At 60.1% G+C, this 26,552-nt stretch carries 25 protein-coding genes; 18 read left to right on the forward strand and 7 right to left on the reverse strand.

Features of this window, described 5'->3' with window-relative positions:
- Window positions 1-133 precede the first annotated feature (133 nt).
- Window positions 134-814 carry a hypothetical protein gene (locus ABD903_RS22705; RefSeq protein ID WP_345228060.1) on the reverse strand — a complete coding sequence of 227 codons (681 nt, stop codon included), beginning with the start codon at window positions 812-814 and terminating at the stop codon, window positions 134-136.
- A 310-nt stretch (window positions 815-1,124) separates the two neighbouring features.
- Between ABD903_RS22705 and ABD903_RS22710 the strand changes: the two genes are divergently transcribed.
- Both ABD903_RS22710 and ABD903_RS22715 read left to right on the forward strand, forming a co-directional pair.
- Window positions 1,125-1,829, forward strand: coding sequence for a DsbA family oxidoreductase (locus ABD903_RS22710; protein ID WP_345228062.1), 705 nt, complete (start codon window positions 1,125-1,127; stop codon window positions 1,827-1,829).
- A gap of 174 nt (window positions 1,830-2,003) precedes the next feature.
- Complete coding sequence (locus ABD903_RS22715) at window positions 2,004-2,495, forward strand: YciE/YciF ferroxidase family protein (RefSeq protein ID WP_345228063.1); 492 nt, start codon at window positions 2,004-2,006, stop codon at window positions 2,493-2,495.
- A 91-nt stretch (window positions 2,496-2,586) separates the two neighbouring features.
- Here the strand turns inward: ABD903_RS22715 and ABD903_RS22720 are convergent, their stop codons facing one another.
- Window positions 2,587-3,168, reverse strand: coding sequence for a hypothetical protein (locus ABD903_RS22720; RefSeq protein ID WP_345228065.1), 582 nt, complete (start codon window positions 3,166-3,168; stop codon window positions 2,587-2,589).
- Between the two features lie 201 nt (window positions 3,169-3,369).
- Here ABD903_RS22720 and ABD903_RS22725 point away from each other — a divergent pair, with 201 nt between their 5' ends.
- Entirely contained in the window at window positions 3,370-4,575 is a 1,206-nt protein-coding gene (locus ABD903_RS22725) for an alpha/beta hydrolase family protein (RefSeq protein ID WP_345228067.1), read from the forward strand.
- A gap of 219 nt (window positions 4,576-4,794) precedes the next feature.
- Here the strand turns inward: ABD903_RS22725 and ABD903_RS22730 are convergent, their stop codons facing one another.
- Window positions 4,795-5,226 carry a DoxX family protein gene (locus ABD903_RS22730; RefSeq protein WP_345228068.1) on the reverse strand — a complete coding sequence of 144 codons (432 nt, stop codon included), beginning with the start codon at window positions 5,224-5,226 and terminating at the stop codon, window positions 4,795-4,797.
- A 128-nt stretch (window positions 5,227-5,354) separates the two neighbouring features.
- Here ABD903_RS22730 and ABD903_RS22735 point away from each other — a divergent pair, with 128 nt between their 5' ends.
- Both ABD903_RS22735 and ABD903_RS22740 read left to right on the forward strand, forming a co-directional pair.
- Window positions 5,355-6,329 carry a GlxA family transcriptional regulator gene (locus tag ABD903_RS22735; protein WP_345228070.1) on the forward strand — a complete coding sequence of 325 codons (975 nt, stop codon included), beginning with the start codon at window positions 5,355-5,357 and terminating at the stop codon, window positions 6,327-6,329.
- Between the two features lie 206 nt (window positions 6,330-6,535).
- A complete protein-coding gene (locus ABD903_RS22740) occupies window positions 6,536-7,969 on the forward strand; it encodes a serine hydrolase (protein ID WP_345228072.1) in 1,434 nt (477 codons plus the stop codon).
- 12 nt (window positions 7,970-7,981) lie between these two features.
- Here the strand turns inward: ABD903_RS22740 and ABD903_RS22745 are convergent, their stop codons facing one another.
- Window positions 7,982-8,530: a GNAT family N-acetyltransferase gene (locus tag ABD903_RS22745; protein ID WP_345228073.1), complete on the reverse strand. Its 549-nt coding sequence runs from the start codon at window positions 8,528-8,530 to the stop codon at window positions 7,982-7,984.
- Between the two features lie 373 nt (window positions 8,531-8,903).
- On the opposite strand from ABD903_RS22745, the gene ABD903_RS22750 reads away from it, so the two are divergent.
- From ABD903_RS22750 to ABD903_RS22760, 3 genes are all read left to right on the forward strand, one after another.
- Window positions 8,904-9,533: a DUF4352 domain-containing protein gene (locus ABD903_RS22750; protein WP_345228075.1), complete on the forward strand. Its 630-nt coding sequence runs from the start codon at window positions 8,904-8,906 to the stop codon at window positions 9,531-9,533.
- A 348-nt stretch (window positions 9,534-9,881) separates the two neighbouring features.
- Window positions 9,882-11,306 (forward strand): sensor histidine kinase, encoded by a 1,425-nt coding sequence (locus ABD903_RS22755; RefSeq protein ID WP_345228077.1) that lies wholly within the window; start codon window positions 9,882-9,884, stop codon window positions 11,304-11,306.
- Window positions 11,307-11,313: 7 nt separating this feature from the next.
- Window positions 11,314-11,706, forward strand: coding sequence for a response regulator (locus ABD903_RS22760; protein ID WP_345228079.1), 393 nt, complete (start codon window positions 11,314-11,316; stop codon window positions 11,704-11,706).
- 128 nt (window positions 11,707-11,834) lie between these two features.
- Here ABD903_RS22760 and ABD903_RS22765 read toward each other — a convergent pair whose 3' ends face one another.
- Entirely contained in the window at window positions 11,835-13,559 is a 1,725-nt protein-coding gene (locus ABD903_RS22765) for a T9SS type A sorting domain-containing protein (RefSeq protein ID WP_345228080.1), read from the reverse strand.
- A gap of 280 nt (window positions 13,560-13,839) precedes the next feature.
- Between ABD903_RS22765 and ABD903_RS22770 the strand changes: the two genes are divergently transcribed.
- The 3 genes from ABD903_RS22770 to ABD903_RS22780 all read left to right on the forward strand — a co-directional run bounded on the left by ABD903_RS22770 (window position 13,840) and on the right by ABD903_RS22780 (window position 17,349).
- Window positions 13,840-15,075 (forward strand): cysteine desulfurase-like protein, encoded by a 1,236-nt coding sequence (locus ABD903_RS22770; protein WP_345228082.1) that lies wholly within the window; start codon window positions 13,840-13,842, stop codon window positions 15,073-15,075.
- A gap of 212 nt (window positions 15,076-15,287) precedes the next feature.
- On the forward strand, window positions 15,288-16,118 hold the full coding sequence (locus ABD903_RS22775; protein ID WP_345228084.1) for an alpha/beta fold hydrolase: 831 nt from the start codon (window positions 15,288-15,290) through the stop codon (window positions 16,116-16,118).
- Between the two features lie 103 nt (window positions 16,119-16,221).
- Window positions 16,222-17,349, forward strand: a complete 1,128-nt coding sequence (locus ABD903_RS22780; protein ID WP_345228085.1) for an alpha/beta hydrolase — start codon at window positions 16,222-16,224, stop codon at window positions 17,347-17,349.
- A gap of 250 nt (window positions 17,350-17,599) precedes the next feature.
- Here ABD903_RS22780 and ABD903_RS22785 read toward each other — a convergent pair whose 3' ends face one another.
- On the reverse strand, window positions 17,600-18,847 hold the full coding sequence (locus ABD903_RS22785) for a dipeptidase (RefSeq protein ID WP_345228086.1): 1,248 nt from the start codon (window positions 18,845-18,847) through the stop codon (window positions 17,600-17,602).
- 381 nt (window positions 18,848-19,228) lie between these two features.
- Between ABD903_RS22785 and ABD903_RS22790 the strand changes: the two genes are divergently transcribed.
- From ABD903_RS22790 to ABD903_RS22820, 7 genes are all read left to right on the forward strand, one after another.
- Window positions 19,229-19,999: a receptor L domain-containing protein gene (locus ABD903_RS22790; protein ID WP_345228088.1), complete on the forward strand. Its 771-nt coding sequence runs from the start codon at window positions 19,229-19,231 to the stop codon at window positions 19,997-19,999.
- A complete protein-coding gene (locus ABD903_RS22795) occupies window positions 19,996-20,340 on the forward strand; it encodes a hypothetical protein (RefSeq protein WP_345228090.1) in 345 nt (114 codons plus the stop codon). Before ABD903_RS22790 ends, ABD903_RS22795 begins: the two co-directional genes overlap by 4 nt.
- 63 nt (window positions 20,341-20,403) lie before the next feature.
- Window positions 20,404-21,930: a tail fiber domain-containing protein gene (locus ABD903_RS22800; protein ID WP_345228092.1), complete on the forward strand. Its 1,527-nt coding sequence runs from the start codon at window positions 20,404-20,406 to the stop codon at window positions 21,928-21,930.
- Between the two features lie 117 nt (window positions 21,931-22,047).
- Window positions 22,048-22,656 carry a hypothetical protein gene (locus tag ABD903_RS22805; RefSeq protein WP_345228093.1) on the forward strand — a complete coding sequence of 203 codons (609 nt, stop codon included), beginning with the start codon at window positions 22,048-22,050 and terminating at the stop codon, window positions 22,654-22,656.
- Between the two features lie 205 nt (window positions 22,657-22,861).
- Window positions 22,862-23,563: a hypothetical protein gene (locus ABD903_RS22810; RefSeq protein ID WP_345228095.1), complete on the forward strand. Its 702-nt coding sequence runs from the start codon at window positions 22,862-22,864 to the stop codon at window positions 23,561-23,563.
- A gap of 394 nt (window positions 23,564-23,957) precedes the next feature.
- Complete coding sequence (locus ABD903_RS22815) at window positions 23,958-24,542, forward strand: hypothetical protein (protein ID WP_345228097.1); 585 nt, start codon at window positions 23,958-23,960, stop codon at window positions 24,540-24,542.
- An 85-nt stretch (window positions 24,543-24,627) separates the two neighbouring features.
- Window positions 24,628-25,038, forward strand: coding sequence for a hypothetical protein (locus tag ABD903_RS22820; RefSeq protein ID WP_345228098.1), 411 nt, complete (start codon window positions 24,628-24,630; stop codon window positions 25,036-25,038).
- A 263-nt stretch (window positions 25,039-25,301) separates the two neighbouring features.
- Here ABD903_RS22820 and ABD903_RS22825 read toward each other — a convergent pair whose 3' ends face one another.
- Window positions 25,302-26,306, reverse strand: a complete 1,005-nt coding sequence (locus ABD903_RS22825) for a hypothetical protein (RefSeq protein ID WP_345228100.1) — start codon at window positions 26,304-26,306, stop codon at window positions 25,302-25,304.
- Window positions 26,307-26,552: the final 246 nt, after the last annotated feature.

Consider the following 26,552-nt stretch of genomic DNA (forward strand, 5'->3'; position numbering starts at 1 on the left):
CGGGCCGTGGAAAGGCAACCTGCTCTCGGCATGTAACTCCTTACACCGTCGGTAGCGCTTGGAAGGGGCGCGCGTTTTCGGGTTAGGGTGACCGAGCAGCTGTGGAAAACAAAGTGGGTTTGTGGAGAAACGCTCAGCGCTGGTAAGGAAACGTCGGGCCCGCGGTCCGCATCAGGTCCTTCGCCAGGGAGGGTGCTGCCAGGCTGCCTTTGCCGGTGAGCTGGTGGTCGAACTGCCACACCCGGCGCCCGGTGCGGCCGTCGTAGAGCAGCAGGTGCGAGGTGGTTTCGCTCGGCGGCGTATCCACCTCGGGCATGTCCAGGCGCATCATCAGGGCAAGGGCCGCCGGCAGGGACTGCACCAGCTTGGTTTGGCCCATGAGCACGGCATCGACCTGCAAAATCCGCTGCAGCTCCTCGGTACTGCGGTAGTTCAGGCTGTCGAACGGAATGCCGGCGCGTTCCAGCCGCTGGTTGGTTTCGGCCACGGGCTGAAACTGCACCGTGTAGCCGGGGCGCTGGCGCTGCAGTCGCGCCAGTAGCTCGGTTTGCAGAGCATAGGCCAGCGCACGACATTCAGCAGCTTGGCGCTGGCGCAGTTCGGCGGGCGTTACGGCGTGGGCGGCCGCAAATTCTTCGACCCAAGGGCGCTCCAGCCGCACGTAAAACGGCAATACGGCCACGGTGCGGTGGGCCGCCAAGGCTGGTTTGTCTGGTTCGTGGGTGGAATACACGCGCTGCACGCAACCGCTCATCAACCCAACCAGGCCGCCAGCAGCAATCAAACCCACGAAACGGACCAGCAAATAAACCATGCGGCAAAGCTAGGGCGTAGCGGGAGCATTGGGCGGTGGTGGCGCAATTCGCCTCGGGCTATTCGGTCAGCTCGGTAGGTGGCTCGCTGGCTGAACGTGATGCAACCGCGGAATAGAGGCAGTGAAAAAGGCGTTTCGGTTGCCAAAACGCCAGCGGGAAAACGCCACCGTCTTCACCCAAAAGCAGGCTGAACCACCCCGGCTCCGGCCGCGTTTCAGAGCAATGCTACGTGCCAAAGCGGAGGCCGCACCCTGCGGCGCCGGTAAACCTTTCGGCCGTTAACGGGCTTATGCCCCAAATTCCGTAAAAATGAAAGTAGAAATCTGGTCCGATATCGTGTGCCCGTTCTGCTACATCGGCAAGCGCCGGTTCGAGCAGGCCCTGGCCCAATTCCCCCACCGCAACGCCGTGGAAATCGTGTGGCGCAGCTTCGAGCTCGACGCCCAAGCCCGCACCGAGCCCGGCGGCAACCTCTACGAAAAGCTGGCCGCCAAATACGGCCAGCCGCTGGCCTGGGCCAAGGAAATGAGCGCGAACATGACCCAGTCGGCCGCCGAGCTGGGCCTACGTTTTAACTTCGACCACGCCGTACCGGCCAACACGTTCCGGGCCCACCGCCTGGTGCACCTCGCGGCCCAGCACGGCCGGCAGGATGCCGCCAAGGAGCGTCTTTTCAAGGCTTACCTGGAAGAAGGCCTGAACATCGACGACCAAGCCACGCTGCAGCGCATAGGCGCCGAGCTGGGCCTGCCGGCCGAGGAGGTAACGCGCGTGCTGGAGTCCGACGAGTTTGCCCAGGACGTTCGCCACGACGAATACCAGGCCCGCCAGATTGGGGTGCGCGGCGTGCCCTACTTCGTGTTTGCCGACAAGTATGCCGTGTCGGGCGCGCAGCCTGCCGAGCTGTTCCAGGAAGTGCTGGAGAAGGTGTGGGACGAGTTTAACCCCAAGCCTGCGCTGCAGGAAATCAGCACCGCCGGCGGCTCGTGCTCCGTGGATGGTGTGTGCGACTAAGCCCCGGGCAGCGGTTAACTACAGCTCAGTTTAACAGCGGGCGCCTCATGCCGGGGCGCCCGTTTTTTATGGTGGAGGCAGGTTGAAAGAACGCCGTTGGACAAACTCGGCACTACAAACCCACCCCGTTAGCGGCCCGTAGCCAAGGGTGCTCAACCCCAACTCCTTACCGCTATGAACCACATCCAAAACCTTCACGATTTACTGTGCCATGAGGTGCAGGTGTTGTACAGCGCCGAACAGTTGATTATGCGCGGGTTACCGCGCATGATTCAAAAAGCCCAAAGTCCCGAGCTGCAACGGGCTTTCGAGAAACACCTCAACGAAACCGAGCGGCAGTGCGAGCGGCTTAAGGAGGCGGCCCGATTGCTCGATATTGCACCCGATGGCCGCATAAGCACCGGTATAGAGGGTATTATGGCCGAAGCCGAGAAGCTGATGCACGCTGATGCGTCTCCCGAAGCCCTGGATGCTGCCCTGATCGGCGACGCTCAGAAGATAGAGCATTACGAAATAGCGGGTTACGGCACGGCCGCGTACATGGCCCACGAGTTGGGACTCACGCAGGTGGCCCACATACTGGAAGGCACTCTGGAAGAGGAAAAAAGCACGAACTCCGCGCTCAGCTACATTGCCAAAAACCTGATAAACGTGAAGGCCGAATAGCAGCCTCAGCCGTTATAAACCAACACACCGGGGGCGGTGCGGCATCGGCCGCACCGCCCCCGGTGTGTTGGTTTATGGGCAACCCGACGCGCTACTTCTTGGCCGTAGGGGCCGCCTGTAATTGCGTGTTGGCGGGCATGGGAATTTCGCGCGCGGTTTGGAAGGTGCCGGGCTGGTCGGCGGTTTCGTCTACGCGGCGCTGCAGAATCTGGAGGCGGCCGCCCACGCCCTGTAGCACGGCTAGGTCGTCGCCGGTGCCGCTGTTGGGGTCGTAGCTGCGGAACCCGATAATCATGCCGCCGGGGAAACCGGCCCGCTGGGCTTTGGCTTCGTCCACCACATCGGGTTTGCCGGTTACGCGACCCAGGTCAATTTCCTTGTCTTGACCCCCTTTTAGCACCAAAAACACGTTGGTTTTGGGCATCATCGGGTCGGCGTCTTTCACGGGCTTGAAACGAAACGAAAGTTGCACGGGCTGGGCAGCCGGGGCTGCCGGAGCTGCCGCGGCGGGCGTTTCGGTGGTGGCGGTGCCGGGCGCGGGCGCGGTGGCCGCGCCTTGCTGCTCGGGCGTGGTTTCGGTGGGTGCGTTGGCCGGCTGTTCGGTAGGGGTTTGGTTGCAGCTGCTGGCGAGCAGTACGGCAGCCAGCAACAGTGGCGAGTAGGAAAGCTTCATGCGGTAAAGGGTTACAGGAGCGGAAGTAGTTTTTCGGCCAATAAGGATAAGCATAATTACGCGGGTGCGCATATTGCCGGGTAGCCCGGTGCCGGTGCCGCTCTCATTGCGGTGCGGCACCGGCCGTAAGTAGTTGCGCCGCTGAGCGAATCTTTTGGGCGTTGCGTTGTTGTAAGCCCACAAGCATTTTAAACCCTGCCCGTGCTACAACGAAAATTTTCCTTGCACCTGACGCGCTTCACCTTCCTGCTATGGGTGGGCTTCAGCTCGGCCATCAGCTTAAGCTGCACCAAAGAGGCCGCCGAGCCGCAAGTAGAAACGGCTCCTCAAACGGTACTGGTGAGCAGTACGCTGGTGGGCGAATACAGCCCCATCGTATTGGCCGGCCGGGTAGCTAATATCCCGCTGGCCGGGGCGCTGGTGAACTACCCCATTCGCGTATACAAGCTCACGTACACCACCCGTAATACCGACGGCCAAGCCGTAACGGCCTCGGGTGCGGTGCTGGTGCCCGTAACCAGCCAGGCGGTGCCGCTGCTTAGCTACCAGCACGGCACCATTCAGCCCGACGAGGAAAACCGGGCGCCATCGTACTACAGCCAGAGCAGCGAGATATGGTCGGCGGTGTCGGTGCTGGCGTCCACGGGTTATGTGGTGTCGGCGCCCGACTACATTGGCTACGGTGCTTCCAAGGCCCTGCCGCATCCCTACGAGCACGCCGCTTCGTTGGCCTCGGCCTCGGCCGATATGCTGCGGGCCACGCGTGAGTTCTGCGCCAAAGAAAACCGCGCCCTCAACAAGAAAACCTTCCTGCTGGGGTATTCCGAAGGCGGTTTCGCTACCATGGCCCTGCACAAGCTGCTGGAGGAAAAGCACGCCGCCGAGTTTACCGTAACGGCCAGCGCCCCCGGCGCGGGAGCCTACCACAAAACGGCCTTCGCTAACTACATCCTGAACTCCACGCAGCCCCTGAACTTCCTCAGTTCCTACGTATGGGTGCTCGATACCTACAACCGCGTACACGGCCTGAACCGGCCGTTGTCGTACTATTTCAATCAGCCGTACGCGACCCAGTTGCAGGCCAACCCCTTCGGCACGGTGCCGCAGCAGGCGCAGCAGTTGTTCACGCCCGGTTTCCGGCAGGCCGTGCTCGGCAGCACCGACCAGCAGCTGGCTACCGCATTCCGCGAAAACGACGTGCACGACTGGCAGCCCAGGGCGCCGCTGGCCCTGTTTCACGGCACCGCCGACGATTACGTGCCGTACTTTAACTCCGAAGACGCTTACCGCGCCATGCGTGCCCGCGGCGCCACCCAGGTAGAGCTGCGGCCCATTCAGGGCGGCAACCACTTCTCGTCGGCCCCTATGTACACGCTGCAGGCCTTTGCCTTCATTTCGCAGTACTAAGTACTACTAGCACGCTGAGCAAAGAAGCCATAACGGCTAGCATAAATTCGGGGCGGAAACGGATGGTATAGCACCATGCGTTTCCGCCCCGAAATGCTTTCCAGGGCTGTTCTCGCGGGGTTGCTGATCGATCCAGGAGCTTAAGGACCGGCACAATGTGGCTAAGCTCCTCGGTACCGAAAATTTCAGGTAACGGTGCTGCCTCCCGGAAAGACGTGTTTACACAGCCAGCTCGGCCGCCAGGGGCTGCTCGGCGGGAGCCCCAGCGGCACGATACGCGCGCAGCCGTTCCATTTTCTTCCAGAGCAGGTAGTTAACGGCCATAAAGGCCAGAAACAGCAGCGGAAATACCACGGCCATAGCCTCGCCAGTGGTGTCACCCCAGGCCACGGCGGCCCCAATAAGGTCGAAGGTGAACCCAGCGTAGGCCCATTCCTTCAGGGTGCGGAAGCGGGTTTGCAGCAGGGCCAGGGCCCCGAGTGTTTTGCCCAGCCCAATAACCCGCAGCACGTGCATGGGGTAGCCCAACTGCTTCATTACTTCCTGGCTTTCGGAGGTTTCTAGGAAATTTGTAACCCCCGACATCAGCATGAAGGCAGAAAACACGAGGGTGGTAATCCAGTACAAGGCGGTGGTGGGTTGGCTTTTCATGGGTCTTTTGCTAAAGAATTGTGGATGATTGACTGTGTGCCAAAATTATTAGCAATTATGCCCGATAACGGAGCTAAATGCGACGATTAAAGGGTAATTTGCGACATTCCACTGCTAACCCCCGCGCCATGAAGCACATTGCAATTCTGGTACCCCGAGGAGCCATTTTGGGCAGCATTGAGGGCCCCCGGCTGGTTTTCTCCGAAGTCAACGCGCTGCTGCAGCGCCTGGGCAAGCCGCCCTTGTTTCAGGTGCAGCTGGTAGGCCTCAGCCACGACACGCCGGTGTGCGGCGGCATGTACCAAGTGCATACCGACAAGCTGCTGCACGATGTGCCCCAAACCGACTTGGTGGTGATTCCGGCCATCGACGGCGACCTGCAAAAGGCGCTGGAGGCCAACCGCGACTTTCTGCCTTGGATTGTGCAACAGTACCGCGGGGGCGCCGAGGTGGCCAGCCTTTGCGTGGGCGCGTTTATTCTGGCGGCTACCGGCCTCATCGACGGGCGGCAGTGCACCACGCACTGGGCCGCGGCGCACTACTTCCGGGCCCTGTACCCGCAGGTGCAGCTGGTAGAAGACAAACTCATTACCGACGAACACGGCATTTACTCCAGCGGCGGCGCCTTTTCCTACCTGAACCTGGTACTGTACCTGATTGAGAAGTACGCCGGCCGCGAAATGGCCGTGACCTGCGCCAAGGTATTTCAGATTGACATTGAGCGCGTCAGCCAATCGGCATTCGTGGTGTTTAACGGGCAGAAAGAGCACGGCGACGAGCCCATTAAACGCGCGCAGACCTACATCGAGGACAACTACCAGCAAAAACTGACGGTGGATCAGCTGGCCGACATGCTGGCCCTGGGCCGCCGCAACCTGGAGCGGCGCTTTAAGAAAGCCACGGCTAACTCGGTGGTCGAATATATTCAGCGGGTGAAGATAGAAGCGGCCAAAAACAGCCTGGAATCCTCGCGCCAGAACGTAAACGAGGTGATGTACCACGTGGGCTACTCCGACCCCAAAGCCTTTCGCGTGGCGTTTAAGCGCATTACCGGCCTCTCGCCGAAACAGTACCGCGAGAAATTCAACCGGGAGCTGGCTTAAGTGCTGGCCTCGGCTCTTTTTCGAAGCAAGAGAGCAGAACGACCGGCTTCAGCGCTTGCCATACACCTATTCGTTTTATTTGTGCCGGTGTCCGGCGTTAATCTGCCGCACCCAGAACGAAAGCTTCCTAACCGCTTGCCTAGCGTTTGGGCAGTGCCGTCTGGGCTGGCGCCTTTGTATTCTTCCCTACCCATTTTTACCTCCCGATGAAACTAGCTGCCTTGCTGCTGCCCTTGAGCTTAACTACGTTCATGCCGGGTTCGGCCTGGCCGCCCGCGGCGGCTGTATCCGGCCGGCCAGTGCCCAGCCAGGTGCCCCGCACGCAAACCGCAGTAGGCAAAATAGATTCGCTCATGCGCCGCGCCAATGAGCTGGAACTGTTCAACGGCAACGTGCTGGTGGCAGACAACGGCAAGGTCATCTATTCCGCGGCGTTGGGCTTTGCCGATGCCTCGCGCAAAACCAAGCTCACCGCGCAGCACCGCTTCCACATCGGCTCCATTGCAAAGGAATTTAACGCCGTGGGCATTATGCTGCTGCAGGAGCAGGGCAAGCTGAAGCTAGACGACAAAGTGGCCAAATACCTGCCGCAGCTACCGGCCTGGGCAAACACCGTTAGCATCCGGCACCTGCTGCAATACACCAGCGGGCTGCCCGATGTGCGCTGGAAAACCGTGAAGAGCGACGAGGACAACCTGCGGGACCTGATGCAGCTGCAAAAGCTGGACTTCGAGCCCGGCAGCAATTACGCTTACAACAACAACAACGTGTTCTTGCAGCGTCGCATCATTGAGAAAGTAAGCGGCCTCACGTTTAAGCAATTCGTGGAACAGCGGCTGCTGAAACCTGCCGGGATCAAGCAGGCCGTAGTCGACCCAATGGAGCAGGATGCTTTTATGGCCAGGGCCTACAACCAAAGCCGCCAGCAAGACCCACTGACGTACCCCATTTCCGGCTGGACGAGCGTAACCCTCGCCGATTTCTACAAGTGGGAGCAGGCCATTACCGGCTGCAAGCTCATCGGGCCAGAGGCTACCCGCGCCATTCTGATTCCGGTGGAGCCCGGTAAGCAGGCCGGCCTTGGGCGCGGAAGCATGGTTGGTAACAAGGTAACCGAGCACATACACGACGGCACCAGCTCGAATTACCAAGCCCTGCTGGTGAGCAACGTAAGCAACGGCCGCACCGTGCTCTTACTTACCAACAACAAGAACAACAACCTCGGCAAGTACAACGCGGCCATTCAGGCCATTCTGGACGGCAAGCCCTACGTGCAGCCCAAAAAATCGGTACTCCGGACTTTCTCCACCAAGTTGGATAGCCTCGACGGACGCCAGCTTCTGACCTTTTACCAAACCCTGCGCGCCACCAAAAGCCAGGAATACGGTTTCGAGGAGGAGTCAACCCTGAACGAAATCGGCTACTACTACTTGGGCAAGAGCCGAACGGCGGATGCGGTGGTGGTATTTGAGCGCAACACCGAGTTGTTTCCGCAATCGGGCAATGTGTTCGACAGCTTGGGCGAGGCGTATTACAAGCAGGGCGACAAGCCGAAAGCTTTGCTCAGCTACAAACGCGCCCTGCAACTGGACCCCACCAACGGCACGGCGAAGCGAATTGTGGCCGAGCTGGACAAGTAAGCGGGCCGGGGGCTACATCAGCACGCGCACGAGGTTTTTGTCGTAGAGCTGTGCCCAGTCGCGGCGCAAAATGGCGTAAAGCAGTTCATCCTCGAACTCGCCCGCGTCGTTCACGCCCGACTCGCGCATCACCCCTTCGAACTGAAAGCCCGGGGTTTTCTCAATGGAGCGTTTTGAGGAGACGTTGGAAACGCGCATGCCCGTGGCCACCCGATTCAGGCCCAGCATTTCGAAAGCCAGGTAAAACAAATGCGGCTTGCTGCGCGGCGTAACGCCGCGCCCGCGCATGTGCTCGAACACATCGGCGCCGGTAGAGCCGCTCTTTTCCTCCCAGCTGTCCACCGTAAGCAGGGTCATGCCGGCCAGCTCGTCGCCTAACAAGGAGTAAAACCCGAAGTTGGTGCGTCGGCCTTTGTCGTACGCGGGCACGTAGCTGCGGAACAGCTCTTCCAGCATCGGCTGCGAATCGGGGAAACCCTGGAAAAGGGTGGCTATTTCGGCCAGGTTGTCTTCGTTAATGAGGTGCAGGGTGATGTTGTCGGAATACAGGGCCTTGAACATAGCGGAGCGGCTGGGAAACGAAGGATAAAAGAATGCGCGGATAATTTCGCAATAAGCTGAAAGACAAGCTTGGCAGTCGGGCTTCTGCGCTGAAATGAGGCGCGTGCCCGGCGGAGAATTAAAGCGGTTTCGTGAAGTTGGAATATTTAGCTGTTTGGCCCCCAAAACCAGCGGTGCGTAGGCCGCCCGACTGAACTCGTTTTTGGGAGTTGGGTAGCTGAGTAGGGGGTAGAAATGACGCCGAAACGGCATTATAGGAGTTAAACCGGACTGAAGGTTTTCAGAATATTACTACTATTGCTGCCGTCAACCACTATTGCCGGAGCTGGCGGGCACTTATATTAGCTTTTCCATCCCCCTTTCTCCTTCCCTTATGTTGCATTATTACCGCTCGGCCCTGCTACTGGGCCTGCTGGCCTTCGCCGCGTGTAGCTCGCCCTCTGAATCGGCTACGGCCGAGACCGACGCCACCGAAGAAACCACCGCCGAGGCCGAAGCCGCCGAAACCACGCCGGCCGAAACCCCAGCCGCACCGGCTGCCGCTGCCGCCGCCGATGGTGAGCCGCACCTAACGGCCGGCGCCAAGAAAGAGCTGTACGCCGTGGGCGACGTAGCCCTGGTAGATTCGCTGCTAGTGCGCGTGAACAGCGTGAAAACGGCTACCGAAGGCGACTTCGGCAACAAGCCCAAGGCCGGGCACGAGTATGTGGTAGTAAACATGACCTGGGAAAACGGCACAAGCAAACTGCGCGACCTGTCCACGCTCATGCACACCATGGTGCTCGATGCCAATGGCAAAGAAATTATGGCTACGGCGGGCACTAGCATGGAAACGGCTACGCAGCTGGACCGCAGCCGCGCCCCCGGAAAATCGGGCACCGGGCCTATCTACTACCAGGTGCCGGCTAACGCCAAAGGCCTCAAGTGGGTGTTCCGCAAAGTAGACGGTTCGGCTCTGGACCTGAAAGAAAGCGGACGGGCGGTGTACGACCTCGGACTCTAAAACCGCTGCCACCCCGCATACCACAACCGGCCGGATCAGGTGCAAAAGAGCGCACCGGGTCCGGCCGGTTGTGGTATGCGGGGTGGCACTGCTTTGCCGTACGCTTGCCCGGGCAAGAAAGCGCGTAAGTGGTATCCGCTTTCGGCAGCCCTTAACCACGCGGGAATTACCTGGCCGCAGCGGCGGAGAAAGGCCCTTCCACCACCCGTGGAATGGGCTAGGCCTGTGCTGTTGAGCTGGTCTGCCGCAGCGAATTTCTCGAAGCGTGGAGCTACTAAATGCAAGGCCTCCCGTATGACAAGGCTGCTTGTAGCATCGCAGAACAAGCACCTACTTGCTTACCAATTCATGGAGAATAGCGTGCAGTTAGTAGAAAGCGAACAGCGTTTCCGGTCGTTGTTCGAAAACAACCCCGATCTGATTCTATTTCAGAATGCAGCCGGCGTGATTCTGGACGCTAATTCGGCCTTTCTGGACTTGCTGCGGAAATCCAAAGCGGAGGTACTGAACCACCCGCTCACCGATTTTCTGCCCCCGCACTTGCACGCGCTGTTTAACGAAAAGTTGGCCGAGGCAATCCGCGGTACCAAGGTGCGTTTCGATGCCGAGGTGCAGTTTGCAGACGCCGAGCCCCGCGTTTTCGACATCACCAAAGTGCCCCTGATGGTAGACGGTTCCGTGCGGGCCGTGCACATGGTGGCCCGCGACATTTCCGACGATACCGCCGCCCGAAACATCATTCAGCAGCAGGCACGCAAGCTCAACACCATTTTTGAGAGCCTGACCGACGCCTTCTTTCTCATGGACCACAACTGGCGCTTTGCTTACGTGAACGGCGAGGTAGAGCGGCTGCTGCACACGGAACGCGAGAAGCTGCTGGGCCGTACCCTGTGGAGCGTGTTTCCGAAGGAACTGGGCGGCGTATTTCACCAGCAGTTCGAGCACGCCTTAACCCAGCGCCAGGCCGTGCATTTCGAGGCTTTTCTGGACGGCGTGCAGCGGTGGCTCGATGTTAAAGCCTTTCCTTCGGAGGAAGGCCTGTCGGTGTATTTCTCCGACGTGACCGACCGCGTGAAGGCGCACCAAGAGCTCTACCGGCAAAACAACGACCTGCAGCAGTTCACCTACATCGTGTCGCACAACCTGCGCGCGCCGCTGGCCAACCTCATGGGCCTCGTGGATCTGCTGTCGTCGATGGAGCCCGCCCGGCCCGAGTTCGGCCTGACGCTCGAGCACCTGCAAACCAACGTGCTGCAGCTCGACGGCGTGCTGCAGGACCTGAACACCATTCTGGCCATTCGCGACACCCCCGGCGTGGCGCCGCCCGAGCAGGTGCTGCTGGCCGATGTACTCACGCAGGCCATCGACACCCTGCAGGAACCCCTGGAACAATGTGGCGGCACGGTGCACCTGAGTTTAGCCGAAGGCTTGAGCGTACACGGCAACCGCGCCTACCTGTACAGCATATTCTTTAACCTGCTCTCCAACGCCATTAAGTACCGCTCCCACACGCGGCCCCTGCGCATAGCAGTACAAGGCACACGCCACCCCGAGCACGGCGTGCAGGTGTCGGTAGCCGACAACGGCTCGGGCTTCGATCTGGCCCGTGCCGGCTCCGATGTATTCAAGCTCTACAAACGGTTTCATACCCAGCAGCCGGGCCGCGGATTGGGTTTGTACCTCGTGAAAAACCATATCGAAACCATGGGCGGGCACATAGAGGTACAGAGCCAGGTAGACGAGGGAACCCGCTTCGTTATTTATTTACACTAAGCATCTTATGCATACGATACTGATTGACGACAACTCGACCAGCGTTTTTCTAACGGAGCTGCTGCTAAAGCGGGAAGGCTTCGCCCAGCATATTCACTCGTTTGGGGGCGCGCAGGAAGCCCTAGACTACCTCCACGAAACCCTGCCCACGCGGGTGCCCGATGTGATTTTTCTGGACCTGAACATGCCCCTGATGGACGGCTGGGAGTTTCTGGACGCCCTGGAGCCTTACCAGGAAAAGCTGGCCCAACGCTGCCGGATTTACATCCTGACTTCCTCCTTGGCGCCCACCGACGCGGTGCGGGCCAAAGACTACCCCTTGGTGTCGGGCCTGGTACACAAGCCCGTCGACAGCCAGATGCTGCGCAGCATTCGGGAGGAAATCAGCGGCCGCAACTAGGGGCCCAGCTACAGCTTACTGCGGTTTCGCAGTATGTGGGGTAGACTGCTTAAGCTGGCAGATGAGCAAGTCCAGAGTCTTGTCCGAACAACTTGCCAACCGTGCACTGATGATCCGGGTCCTGGGTGTTATCGGATCATCAGTGCACGGTTGGCAAGTTGTTCGCCAGCCTGAACGTGTAGCCGATACAAGCCGGCGGGTAGGGATGGCAACGGGACTTCAGCAGTACCCGCGAGTGAAAGCGGTAGCTGTTGCCGATAAACGGCACGACCTAGGCTATTGTAGAGCGTAATGGTGGCCTGCTGGACGCTAGGAGTATTCGGAATGTGTAAAGTGACGTTTTTGTGGGCCGGGTTGGGGTACAGTCCCACCCCTTGCAGCGCTAATAATGGCCTATGGGATAATGTAACGTCTGTAACAGAGGCTAAAAACCCAAGCACACTAACTGGTGGCCCCGTTAAAGTAATCGGGCCGAACTCGGCCGGTGGGGCAATTGATCCGCCTACGTACACATTGTTTCCATTAACAGCAATGGCATTTGAATAATCAAAAGATGGGCCACCAGCTCGTTGTGCCCAGCTGAAGGAGTTGGTGGCACCTATCGAAACAATTTTGGCCACAAAAACGTCGGTACCACCGGCGTTAACCAGCAAGGTGCTGCCGAAGTTAGCGGTTCCTTGAAAGAAGCCTGTGACGTACAGATTGGTGCCGTATGCCGCTAAGGCTAACCCTTGGTCACTACCCACACCGCCACCTCTTTCGGCCCAGCTGACGGTACCGGCGTCGTTGATCCGGGCCAGGAAAGCGTCGTAATTGCCTGCTGACGTAAGCGTGGTACTGCCGAAATTAGCAGATCCAAAAAAAAAGCCCGTTACGCATACATCCGTACCCAACATAGTCAGCGCCTTGGCTTCGTCAGAACTGCTCCCACCCAGTGCACGTGCCCAAGTGGGAGTAACGCCGATGCCGGTATCGGTAAGTTGCACAACGAAGGCGTCGAACCCATTAGAACCGGTGTTAACCAAGGTAGTGCTTCCGAAACTAGCTGTCGGGCTATAAAAACTACCAGCCAAATACACTTTTGCACCGCTCACACCCACCGCGTTAGCTGCATCCTCATTATCGCCTCCGCCCCGTAACGCCCATACATAATTGCCGGTATCGGTAAACTTGCCTATAAATGCGTCTGACAGACCCGCGTTGGCATTGGTTAACGTGATACCACCAAAGTTAAAATTGGGACTTGTAAAGCTACCGGTTACGTACACATTTGCGCCTTCAACAGCTACTCCATTGGCCACGTCCACGCCAGCGCCCCCCATCGCCCGGGCCCACACGAAGCTGCTACTGGTGCCGCTGTCCGTTAGCTTCGTGATGAAAGCGTCGGAGTATATGCTATTGTTTGATAGCACAGTAGTGCCAAAAACGGCAGGGCTTTGCCCAAAATACCCGCTTATATAAATGCCCGTGCTGTTTGCGGCCACGCCGGTAGCTTCGTCATAGCCCGTTCCACCGGCTCTCTGAGCCCACACGTAGCTGCCAGTACCTACACTCCATTTTGCCACGAACAAGTCATTGCCACCCGCACTAGTTAGGGATACGCTGCCTAAGGTAATAGTACCGCTGAAATTGCCGACCACGTACACATGGCCGCCAGCATCGGAAGCAGTAGCGCGCACCTCCGCGCGGCTTCCACTGGTTTGGCTAATTGCCGTTGCCATTTGCCAATTAGGAGCCTGAGCACTGGCATTTGGTGCGACCAACGCCATAAACAAAACCAGCCCTGCACATGCTTTCCGGTAAGTATCAAAATAAACAGCGGCGAAACTAAGCGGCAGCAACTCAAAAAGCATAAAAAGAAGTATTAATTGGTAGCCGTTGGTATGGGGACAAAAGCGGGGAAATGTACAAAACTATTACGTGGACTGGCTTTTGTGGCGCAGTAATTCATCTTTTAACAGAACCAGCAAACTGCTCAGTAGCCTCTCACGCATCCTCCCAGGTAGAGCAGGCAAAGCGTACTCGTGGGGCAGCTTAACGTCGCTCTTTTGGGTACAGAACTGCCAAGTACCGCCACCTTGTCGTTATTTGGCCCTGACTTGGCTGCTAAGACACCAGTAGCATAAATTCCGCATGACCCACTCTTCCCTCTCCACCGTTCGTGCCCATTTCCCGGCCCTGCAACCCACCGCCGACCGTCAGCCACTCATTTATTTCGACGGCCCCGGCGGCACCCAAATGGCGCGTCAGGCCCTCGACCGCATGACGGGCTACATTACCGGGGGCATGGCCAATTTGCACGGCACTTTTCCCACCAGCGTCGCCACCGATGCCCTCCTCGACGAAGCCCGCCAGGCCGTGGCCGATTGGCTGGGCTGCCAGGCCCGGGAAGTAGCTTTCGGAGCGAACATGACCACGCTGGCTTTTTCCATTGCCCGCGGCCTGGCCGGCTACCTGCAGCCCGGCGACGAAGTAGTGGTAACCGAGCTGGACCACCGCGCCAACGTAGACCCCTGGGTGACGCTGGCCCAGGACCGCGGCGCCACTGTGCGCTTTATTCCGGTAAACACCGAAACCTACACGCTGGAGTTGGAGAACCTCGCCCACATCATTACCGAGCGCACCAAGCTGGTGGCCGTGGGCATGTCCTCGAACGTAACGGGCACGGTAACGCCGGTAGAGCAGATTATCCGCCGGGCCCGGGAAGTGGGGGCCCTCACGGCACTGGACGCCGTGCACGCCGTGCCGCACCTGTCCATCGACTTCCGGCAGTTGGGCTGCGACGTGCTGCTGTGTTCGGCCTACAAGTTTTTTGGGCCGCACGTGGGGGTGGCGGTAGTAGCCGCCGACTTGTTCGAGAAGCTGGCCGTGTACAAGCTGGCCCCAGCCCCTGCCGACATTCCGCACAAGCTGGAAAGCGGCACCCAAAGCCACGAGGGCATTGCGGGTTTGCTCGGGGCGTTGGAGTTCATCGAAAGCATGGGCGCGGGCGCCACGCGGGCGGCACGGCTGCGCGCAGGCATCGAGGCCATTGATGCCCACGAGCTGAACCTGGCCCACGACCTGGAAGCGTTTCTGCGGGCCGAACCCCGCGTGCAGCTGTACCGGGCGCCGGCTGGCACCCGCAAAACCCCCACGCTGGCCTTCACCATTGCCGGGCAGAACTCCCGCGAAGTGGCGGCTTGGTTTGCCCGGCACCACCGCATGTGCATTGCCGACGGCCATTTTTACGCCACCACCCTGGTCGATAAAGTAGGGGTAGGCGCGCAGGGCGGCTGGGTGCGCATTGGCCTGGCGCCCTACAACACGGCCGAAGAAGTGCATCAGTTCAAAGCCGCTCTGCAGGCGTTCCTGCATACGCACGAATAGTCGGATTGCGCCGGTAGAGCTACATGATTGTCGGCTGGTAGAAGGCGGCCACTCAGTAGCGTGTAGCGGAAGTGAGAAGGGTAAAAGACTGGTGCTGCAACGGCCCTTTGGCGGGCCGTTGCGTAGTACTGATCAACTGCTGCCGAAAACCGGCGGTGCCGCTGCCGGCTGGAGCTCGGCAGGAGGGAGCTACCCACGTCTCACGTCATTTTATGGACTTGCACCACATTCGGCGCGGCAGCGGCAAGCCGTTGTTGCTTATTCACGGTATTGGCGGAAGCTGGTGTTCCTGGAGCCCCGTGCTCGACGCGCTGGCGGCGCACCGCGAAATTATTGCCGTGGACTTGCCCGGTCACGGCCAAACACCCCCGCTGCCCGGCGGAAACTCGTTCTATGCCCTTGCCGATGCCTTCGCAGCTTGGCTGCGCGAGCAAGACCTGGTGGGCATCGACTGCGTGGGCTCGTCGATGGGGGCGCGGCTGGTGCTGGAGCTGGCCCGCCGCGGCGTGGTAGGGGCGGCGGTGTCGCTGGACCCCGGTGGGTTCTGGGCAGGGTGGCAGGTGCCGTTTTTCTACTACTCAGTAGCGGGCTCGGTGCGTTTGGTGCGGGGCTTGCAACCTCTGCTGCCGGCCCTCACGGGCAACGCGGTAGGGCGTACGCTGCTGCTGGCGCAGTTTTCGGCGCGGCCGTGGCAAGTGCCGGCGGCGGTAGCCCTTACGGAGCTGCGCAGCTTCGCCAACACGCCAACTTTCGACGAGCTATTGCGCCACCTGGCGTACGGGCCGCGGCAAGAAGGGGCGCCGCGCGGCAGCTTGCGGCACCCGCTGGTGATTGGCTGGGGCCGGCAGGATCGGGTGTGTTTCCCGAGCCAGGCCCGACGGGCTACAGCGGCTTTTCCCGATGCGGCCCTGTACTGGTTTGACCGCTGCGGCCACTTTCCGCAATGGGACCAGCCCACCGAAACCGTAGCGCTGATTCTGTCGGTAACGGACCGGGAAAGCAGTCCGGTGATGGTGCGTCAGGACGCTTCAGTGACCAACTGACGCATGAAAGCGCTGTCCGCCGCGGAGGCGGGTTTGGTTGAGGTTGGCCAGCGGGTGTGATTCTGCGTAAACCCAGCTTCGACCTCAACCAAACCCACGCTACATGTTTCAACACGTCACCTTAATGGCCCGCTGGGCGGCGCCCGCCGCCGCGCTTTGCCTGCTGGCTGCCTGCTCGGGCAACAGCTCTAACGAATCGGCGGATGCGGCGGCCGACCAGGCCGCGAATACCGATACCCGGCGTACCGTGAAGCCCAGCGGCCCTAAGCCCGACTGGGCGCCGAGCATCATGCCCGAAATGCAAGCCGTTATCGAACAGCTTACCAGCATGAGCGGGCCCACGCCCCTAACCAAAATGACGGCGCAGGAAGCGCGTAAAGCTCCCAGCCCCACCGATGCCGTGATGGCGCTGATGCAAAAAAACAACATGCCCATGCCGCCTTCCGGCCTGGACACGATGAGCCGTGAAGTAGCCCCGGGCGTGAAAGCGCGGATTTATATGCCCAAGTCGGGCAACGGACCGTTCCCGGTGGTGGTGTATTACCACGGCGGCGGGTGGGTTATTGCCAATCTCGATACCTACGACCCGTCGGTGCGGGGGCTTGCCGAGCAAACCGGGGCGGTATTTGTGTCGGTAGCGTATCGGCAGGCTCCGGAAAACAAGTTCCCAACGGCTCACAACGACTCGTTTGCGGCCTACCAGTGGGTGCTGAAGAACGCAGCCAGCATTAAAGGCGACCCGCAGCGTGTGGCGGTGGCGGGCGAAAGCGCCGGTGGTAACCTGGCCTGCGCCGTGAGCATGATGGCCCGCGACAAAAAGGTGCAAATGCCCAAGCATCAGCTGCTGGTATACCCCATTGCCGGCTACAACCTGAACACGCCGTCGTATCAGAAATTCGCACAGGCCAAGCCGCTTAACAAGGACCTCATGGCGTGGTTCTTCGACAAGTACCTGCGCAGCCCCGCCGACGGCAAGAGCCCAATGATTGACTTGGTAAATGCGGACCTGAAAGGACTGCCCCCCACCACCATTATCACGGCCGAAATCGACCCGCTCATGAGCGAGGGCAAGATGCTGTCGGATAACCTGCTGAAAGCCGGTGGCAGCGTGCGGTACCAGAACTACGAGGGCGTGACCCACGAGTTCTTTGGCATGGCCGCGGTGGTGCCGCAGGCCAAAGAAGCCCAGGAGTTAGCTGCTAACGAGCTGCAAGCCGCCTTGGGTAAGTAAACAAGGCACACACAACCGCCCCCACAAACGAAGCCGTTAAGGCCGCGTTTTTGGGGGCGGTTGTGTGTGGTAGGTAGTCGCAACCAGCCAGCTGGCCAAGAGAATCAGCGCCGGGCTTGAAGACTGGTTTGGGCCTCCATAAGGGAACCTGCCACTGACATACCAAAATCACCTGCTTTGGTGTGCAGTCGCGGTCTGCAAATCAATAGCTGATCGGGATAGGTCGCGGCTGCATGAAATGCTGGCTGTGTTATAAAGTCGCTTTATTCTGCTTTTCCTTGGCGCGTTCTACCGCTTGCATCACTCGGAATAGGTTGCCGCTCCAGATTTTCTCAATGTCGGGGCGAGAATAGCCACGACGTACCAACTCCAGGGTTAAGTTCGGGTACTCGCCCACATCGTTCAGGCCGTTGAGCTCGGTGCCGCCGTCGAAGTCGCCGCCGATACCCACGTGGTTTATGCCAGCCACGCGCACAATGTGGTCAATTTGATTGGCGGCGTCCTGTACGGTGGCCAGGGGAACGGGGAATTGCTTGTCCAGTTTACCCATGTCGGCCAGGGCTTGGGCTTGCTGGGGCTGCGGCAGGCTGTACACGTTCAGGAAGTTTTTCACGTTCCACTTGGCGTTAAAGGTCTGCACGGCGGCGGCGCGGGCAGGATTTGCGGGTGGCGTTTTTACATAGGGGCTGTATAAGTTCAGCTGGATAACGCCGCCGTGCAGGGCCAAGGCGCGAAGCATGTCGTCGGAGAGGTTGCGGGGCACGTTGCTCAGAGCGCGGGCGGCGGAGTGCGAGGCTATAACAGGTGCTTTGGAAAGGCGCAGCACGTCGTAAAAGGTGGAGTCGGAGGTGTGCGATATATCGACCATCATGCCCAAGCGGTTCATCTCGGCCACGGCTTGCTCGCCAAGGGCGCTGAGACCTTGGTGCTCGGGGCCGTTAGGGTCGGTGGAGGAGTCGCAGAGGTCGTTGTTGTTACCGTGGCTGAGCGTCATGTAGCGGGCACCCAGGGTATAGTACTCCTGGAGCAGCGACAGGTCGCGGCCCACGGGGTAGCCGTTCTCGATGCCGATAAAAATGGCGCGGCGGCCGCTTTTACGAATGCGCTGGGCTTCCTCAGGGGTGGTGGCCAGCGCCATTTCGTTGGGGTGTGCTTTAAGTGCGGCGTGAATAGCCGCGAAGATTGTCAGCGCTTCTTGCTTGGCCGCTGCGTTACCCTCCGGGGTGCGGGGGCCTTGACCCATGTACACGGCCCAGAAGACGGCATCTAGGCCACCTCGCTTCATTTTAGGGAAGTCCAGCTTATAATCGGTGGGGGCGTTGTCGCGCGCCAGGTCGAACCCAGGCTTCCCGAGGTTCATGGGTGTATCGGCATGGGTATCCACTGTGAACACGCGCTCGTGAATCTTGCGTGCTTTGGCTTCCAGCCTGGGGTTGGGTTGAGCCAAGGCAGGTAAGCCAAAGGCAGATAGGGCAGCAAGGTATAGACCGAATTTCATGAGGCGCAACCAGAAAACAGAGGGTTACGCCAAAGTAGTAAATATGGGCTGGGGAAGGAGCGTAGGCAGATACAAGCATGTAGCTGCTGGATTTTTTGGCCTAGCAGCACGTGCTTTTTGTTGGCAAGAGCTTAGTCCCTCTTGCTGACTGTACACACGGTACTGGGTCGATGGAAATAGTGCGGCGGTATAGTAGTAGGAAGAGGTTGGCAACGCAAATGGCGTTGGAAACTGGTATCGGGAAAAACGGGAAGCACGTGTTGCTTACCCGTAAAACCGTCCTTTATCGGACGATGGTAGACGCAGTATTTTATAAATATTTTTTAATTCGATCAATAAAATATACAAATTGCCCAAGTGCGTTTAAAGCATTGACCTCCTATGATGAAACGTTTACTATTGTTCGCATTTTTCTGCGCTTGCCTCACTGCAAGCATCACGGGGGCGCAGGCGCAAACCTGCAATCTTGCTTTTAACACCCAAGCCCAAGTAAATGCCTACTTGGCTTCCGGAAACCGCTGTTCCACCGTGGACAACCTCTCCATCACTGGGGCCCAGCGACTATCCGACGGCACACTTACCCCTGGCGTCACAGATGTGAGCGGCTTGCTACACATTACCGCCGTGACCGGAATCGTGCAGCTCCAACTCAACGAACTGGCCAACCTCGGCGGCTTGGCCAACATCGAGCAAATCGGCGGGAATTTGATGATTGGCGGGGCTGCCTCCGCCACGGGGCTTAACATCTTCCCCAACCTGCGACGGGTAGGCGGGGAAATCCGTTTCATGTTTAACCCTGCTCTAACCAGTATTTCTGGGTTTGGCCAGCTGCAAAGCGCGAACATCCTGTACATCGCCCTCAATCAAAACCTGACCAGCGTGTCGGGGTTCGGGGCGCTGACTACCTTGGGATACTTCTACATTGCGCAAAACCCGGCCTTGCGCTCCATCAATGGGTTTCAGAGCCTGCGCACCGTCACGGGTGGGACTCAAGGCGGAATAGCGGTGAACAGTATGCTATGGATAACCAACAACCCGGTGTTGGAAACCATCCCGGACTTTGCTTCGCTGGCCTCCGTGGAGTACCTCAACATCATCGAAAACGGCCGGCTGCTGATGGTTGGGGCTTTAATCGGTTGCGCACGGTTTTGAATCTTAACATTTACGACAACCCGACGCTGAGTTCGATTTCTGGATTTAACGGCCGTTTGGTGGTGAGCGGCCCAAGCGGTACAGGTAGCGGCATTGGCATTTACCGGAATGCGGCGCTGGAAACCATTGCCGGCTTCGATACCTTGGATACCAAGGCCCTCAACATCAGCACCAACACCCGCCTGCGGGAAATTTCCGGTTTCAACAACACCAGGGTAGAAGTGTCGCTGTACATAACTGGCAACCCGGCCGGATTGCGCGGTGTAGCTCTGTTTCCCGGTAGAAATGGGCTGGAGCGGCAAGCCCGCGCCCATTGGGACTCGTTGGAACGGTCTCTTTGAGTTAGTATTTATATACGCTAATATTGCCGCTAAATATTTCCTATCCACTTGTCCTGCTGCACGATGAAACAGCTCTATCCCCTTGTTGCTGTCTTGTTTATCACCTCGGCCGCTACGGCCCAAACCACGCCCGGCGGGGTGCGCATCGGCACGGCTGGCAGCCCCCACGAAAAAGCTATTCTCGACCTGGACGCCACGGGCAAGGGCCTGCTGATTCCGCGCATGGACTCGGCCACCCGCGCCCAGATTGGCACCCCGCCCGACGGCCTGATGGTGTTCCAGACCAACGGCCGCAAGGGCTTTTGGTACGCCAGGGGCGGCGCCTGGCTCTTCATTCCCGACAAAGCCCGCTCCGGCGACAACCTGGGCAACCACACCGCCACCCAGGAATTCAACCTGAACAACAAGCGCTTGTCGGCGGTGGCAACCGCCGCGCTGGGCGACTCCGTTTCCCAGGTGGAAATCCGGTCCTTAGTGCCCAACAAAAGCGTGGCCCTGATGACGCGCAGCATCTACGGGCGCAACTACACCCGTGCCATGTTCTCGGGTTACGGCGCTGGCCCCACCGGCACCGATATCGACTATGCCGTGTGGGGCAACGCCTACCGCTCCGAGGGCTGGGCCGGTATTTTCACGGCCGGTCGGCCCGGCCAGCCGCTGCGCTGGGTGGGCCTGGCCGGGCACCCTGGCTACGTAAATGCCAACGCCGCTATCCGAATTGTGGACGGTACCCAGGGCGCGGGCCGGGTGCTGACTTCCGATGCCGTGGGCAACGGTAAGTGGCAGGCCATTACCGCCGCCGGGGGCAACTTTAACCTGGGCACGTTCAAGCTGGTGGGCAACGGCGGCAGCCAGGGCCTGAACATCAGCAACACCGGCGAAGTAAGGCTAGGCGACGTGGCCACGCCCTCCCTGCTGCTGCAGTCTAATACTAACAGCGACGCCAACGGGGCCGCGCTGCGGTTTCGGGAAAACGACCTCAACTACGGCTGGAACCTGCGCCACAACACCGGCGGCAGCGAGGGCGGCGTTACCGCCGACCGCCTGGTGCTCGACCGCCTCAACGGTGGCGGGGCCATAGCCGTGATGAGCTGGGACCAGGGCACGGGCAACGTGGGCGTGGGCACCACCAACCCGGCCTATAAGCTGGACGTGAACGGCGTGATTCGCGGCACCAACGTGTCGGCCTCCGATGCGCGCTTTAAGCAGGATGTGCGGCCGCTGGCCGGGGCCCTGGCCGCCGTACGGCAGCTGCGCGGCGTGCGCTACCACTGGAACGCGCTGGGCGTGCAGCACGGCGGCGTGGCCGGCGCCGAGCAGGTAGGGTTTCTGGCCCAGGAGCTGGAGCGCGTGTACCCCGAGCTGGTGAGCACCGATGCCCAGGGCTACAAAGCCGTGAATTACGCCCTGCTCACGCCCGTGCTGCTGGAAGCAATTAAGGAGCTGGAAGCCGCGCTGGCCGCCCAAACCCGCCGCGCCGAGCAGGCCCAGGCGGCCCAGCAGGCCGACCACGCCGCCCTGCTGACTTTGCAGGAGCAGGTGGCGGCCTTGCGCGCCGCCGTGGCCCCGGCCGCGCAGGCCCGGCGGTAAGCTGTGTTTCCGAAGGCCAGACCGGCAGTGTGAGGCCGGCAGTGCCGGGTGGCCGGAGCCTGCCACGCCGTGGTACTTCCCACCTTTAACTCAACCCCTTTATCTGCTTACTGAACTATGAAACAACTTGCTGTTCTCTGCTGTGCTGCTTTGCTCTTGCCAGGTCTGGGCCTAGCCCAGAACGTGGGTATTGGTACCACCGCGCCGGCCGAGCGGCTGGACGTTAACGGCAACATTCAGATTCCGAGTACCAACGAGTACAAGTACGACGGGGCCAAAACCGGCTACGTCTCGGTGCCGCCCGCGGCTTTCGGGTTTGCGCCGTTGTCCGCCACCGCGGCGTTTCTGAGTGGGGGCACCACGGGGGCTTTCCGCTACGTGCTCGGGGGCACTACCGGCAACGCGGCCTTCCTGCTGGCCCCGATTTACCTGCCCGACGGAGCCCGGATTACCCGCTACGTGCTGTACGTGTACGACAACGACGCCACGTACGATGTGTACGGCAACATTTACCGAATTAACCTAGCCACCAACACCATTAATAACCTCAGCTCCACGAACGTCACCAGCGGAACACCCCTGACCACGACGGTGTCGGCGGACTTGAGCTCAGTGGTGGATAATGCCGTGTACGCGTACTACGTGCGGTTCGTAACCTCCGAAAACAGCTCCAACCTGCGGCTGCATGGCGCCCGGGTTACTTACACGGTTACCAAGGTGGACTAGGCAGGGGGAGGCTGAGCCTCCCGTCAAGCTGGGCACGAGCTACAAGCTCGCGCCAGTTGGGACGGAGGAGGCCTACAGGGGGCCACCAGCACCGGGCCTCATATGCCGCCAAGTAGCAGTAGCCCAGCAGCATCGGCTTGTGCCGGTTGGGGAAAGTATAGGGTGTTTGCCATATTGCATGCGCTTGGACTGAAACCTGCTGCTTATGCGCTACTGGTACCGTTTCGTTTTTCTGGCTTTGGGGTTGCCGGCGCAGGCCGGGGCGCAAAGCGTGGGCATTGGCACGGCCAGCCCGGCCAGCTCGGCCGCTCTGGAGGTGAGCAGCACCAGCAAAGGCTTGCTGCTGCCGCGCCTTACCACCGCTCAGATGAACGCCGTTAGCCAGCCGGTGCCGGGGCTGCTGGTGTACAACACCACCGAGAACAAGTTCTACGGCTACGGCATCGGCTCGACGCCCGGCACCATTGCCCAAACAGGGCAGGGGGCCTCGTTTCCCATTACCAATGGCGGGCAGAGCTTCACGGTCGGGGGATTGGGGCTGGCCTCGGCCCTCACTTTTTACCTCTACAACGCGGCCACGACCACCGTTACCGAGGTGGTGACGGTAAACCTGTACGCCGGTGCGGGCATTAGCGGAACGCTCTTGTCCACGCAAACGCGCTCGGTTACGTTGGCCACGACCACCCTGCAAGCCGTGACGGTGTCGTTTCCGACCGGGCTTTGGCTGGCGGCGGGGCAGCAGTACACCTTCAGCGTGAATTATGGCAATACGGCCCTTTTCCCCGCCGGCAGCAGTACGGATACCTACGCGGGCGGCATCCTGTACAGCGGTACGGCGGCCTTCCCGAACTTTGATCTGGCCTTCCGCCTTGAATTTCTGCCGGGCCAGTGGGCGCCGCTGAATTAGGGCCGGCTGGGCAAGGGCGGCAAGCGCGCCAGCGGGGATAAACAATGCGCCCAGCTTCGGGGAAAAGCCGGGCGCTGGGGCTTGCGTAAGGGTATAGGTGGGCAGCGGATAGTGGGCAACGGGGGCCTCACGGCACCCCTTCAAGGCACGGCCCCGCTCCTGGAAGAGAGTAGGCGCCTGACGAATGCCAGAGAGCGGGGCTACGGGCTTTTTCTTACCCTCTGAAAACGTGCTTCCATTGCAGCCAAGGAGCTGAGTAATGCGACCCAAGCAGCAGGAAATAAGCCACTGCCCAGCCGCTTCCGTGACCAAAACGTTTGACACAACGTACCTTGACACAAATATTTTTGTGTCAAGGTACGTTGTGTCAAACGTGAAACCCCTTTCCTAGCGTATGCGAGTACCTGCTCCTCCTAGCCTGCCGCGCATGGTGCGCGATTATTTCGGGCTTTCCCAAACCGCGCTGGCCGGTTACCTGGATGTCTCGCGGGCCCAATTGGCTTCGGCCGAAACGGGGCGGCGGGAGCTGCCCACGGCCAGCTTGCTGCGGCTGGCCGTGCTGGCCCAGGCCGTTAAGGCCCCGGAGCCCGCCGCGCCGGCTGCCACCCCGGTAGCGCCGGAATTGCTGCCCGTTACGCTGTTTCCCGCCCTGCGTCCCCTGCTGGCCCGCCGCCAAGCCTGCCTGCTGGAGGCCGAGCGCCTGCGCCAGGCGATTGTTCCGCTGGCCCGAAAAGTGGAGCAGGCCCGCCGCCTGCAGGCGCTGCTGCCGGCCCTGGAAGCTGCCCTGGCCCCGCCGCCCGCCGACGAGCGGCCCCGCCGCTGGCTGGCCCTGCTCGCCGACACCACCGCCCACGCCCTCGGCCCCGCCGCCGATGTGCCCCGCGCCCGCCTGGCCGCCCGCGAAGCCGGCCTGCGCGCCGAAGCGGAGTGGATTCGGGCGTATTTCGAGAATATCTCGGCCGAGGACGTCCTGTTTTGAGAATCGGTTTTGTTTAATATATAATTCCGCTATTATTGACCCCGTTGGGCGATTTTCGTGTATTACATTCCTTTCTCTACTCTCAATGGCTTATTCCGTCAATCAACTTTCCACCGTCGCGCAGTGCGACGCCGTGCTGGCCCTCATTGCCGAGGAGCGCGCCAACCTCGACCTGCAACAGCGCATCCTCGACAAGCGCCGCGGCAACCTCAGCGACGACGTGCTCGAAATGAGCGCCGAGCTGAGCGTGAAGCAGGCCGAGCTGGCTTCGCTCACCACGCTGCTCACCACCCTGCCCGAGGGCGACACCAAAAGCGACTACGAGCGGCGCCGGCGCGCCCTGAACCGCCGCATCACCGAGCTGCAGGACCGCCAACTCGAGTTCAACCCCGTTTCCCTCATCGACCGCGAGTTCGACGTGGCCCGCCTCACCGCCAGCCTGGCCGAAGCCACCGCCCTCGAAGCGGCCGTTAACGCCCGCAAAGCAGCCCTCTAGCCCCGGTATTCGCCCAACCCGTAGGCTACAAACCGCAACGCCCCCGGCCAGCTGGCCGGGGGCGTTGTTTGTTTTGGGAGTATGCACCCGAGCGGGCGTGACATACCCCTAAACGACCGTGACACGAACCTCAACGCAGGTGACAAGTGCTTCGGTGGCGGCGACATGACGCTGACGGGGGGGGCAGCGGGTGCGGGAGGGATACGCAGCCTCGCGTTAGAATTGGCACGAGCTGCAAACTCGCGCCACTTGGGAATATTGCTTTATGTATTGGCTTTGAGAATCCGCGACCAGTTCTGCTTGATAAAGGCTACCGCGTTTTTGGTGCGAGGTACGCTGTCGAGTGCCAGGTAAGCATCCAGTACCTGATTCATTTCGTCCACGGAAGCGGGTTCCAGCAGGCGCGGAGGATTCTCCCGCAGCCTTGGAGCCCGGTTAAGTGTATCGGGCATGGTGCTGCACTTGACTAAAGCATCAAGCGCGATAAGACTTAGCGGGCGGCCGAGGTGTAACCAGCGTCGAATCCGGGGCCACGTCATGCCCAAGCTGGCGCATACAGTACCGTAGGTATCGGAGACAGTGTTGATGCGCCCCCTTTGCTCTTCTAGCCAATCCAGCGGTCCAGTGCCGGAGAGAAAACCCAGGCAATAGATACGCTCCCGCAATTCTCGCTCGCTGCCGTGGTTAAGGACCTCCAAAAGAATGGCCTCGGCCTCGGCGGCTGGCAGGCAAGAGGCCAGCGCCTGGGCAAAAAGGACTTTGTCGAGGTGGTCGTTTTGAACTAGCTGGTAGCGTACCCAGGCTTCCGCTTGCGGGCCCAATACTTTGGCCGCTATTTCCAAGCAGCTGATTAGCAAACGAGGATTGAGAACTAGTTTGTTGTCGAAGGCTTGCAGTACCTGAGCCGGGGCAAACGCTTGTAGGTAAGGAGTGATTTCCTGCGGGTACGACCATTTAACAAGGGCGTAATCTACCAACCGCTCTACATCCTGGCGCAGATCGTGGAGGACGGGAAAAGCAAGCGTCGGGTCGTATTCCACGTCCTCCTCAGCGGCGCAAGCTTCGCCGTCCTCGTCATAGAAGTCGTCGTGCAACTCGTACGCCAAGCCGTGAATGGCGACCAGGTTGAAATACTCCAACGGCCGCAAGGCGCGGGTGATTAACCGGTGGTGACACGCATGGCACAAGCGAAAAGGAATAGCCTCGTTGTCGTACTGATCAATGGTTTGTACGGGCCGGATGCGGCAGGCTTGGCAGAGGTCAGGCATACTATTGGGCAGCTATTCCAGAAGGTATGACGGCCCAGCTTGCGGGGGATAGTTGGCCAGTGGCGTGGCTGGGGAAGCGGGAGCAGCTTGGAGTGGCTTCGCAAAGTTACTTTACTGCTGGCGAAGTAGGGGAGAACAGTCTTCCGCTAGGTTGGGCACGAGCTTCAGGCTCGCAGTAGTAAGAGCCTGTTTGGGAATTAAGGAAACCGATTCAAGCAGAGCGTGACGTTGGCCCACAGAATCCAG

Source organism: Hymenobacter koreensis, assembly GCF_039541855.1.
GTDB classification, from domain to species: domain Bacteria; phylum Bacteroidota; class Bacteroidia; order Cytophagales; family Hymenobacteraceae; genus Solirubrum; species Solirubrum koreensis.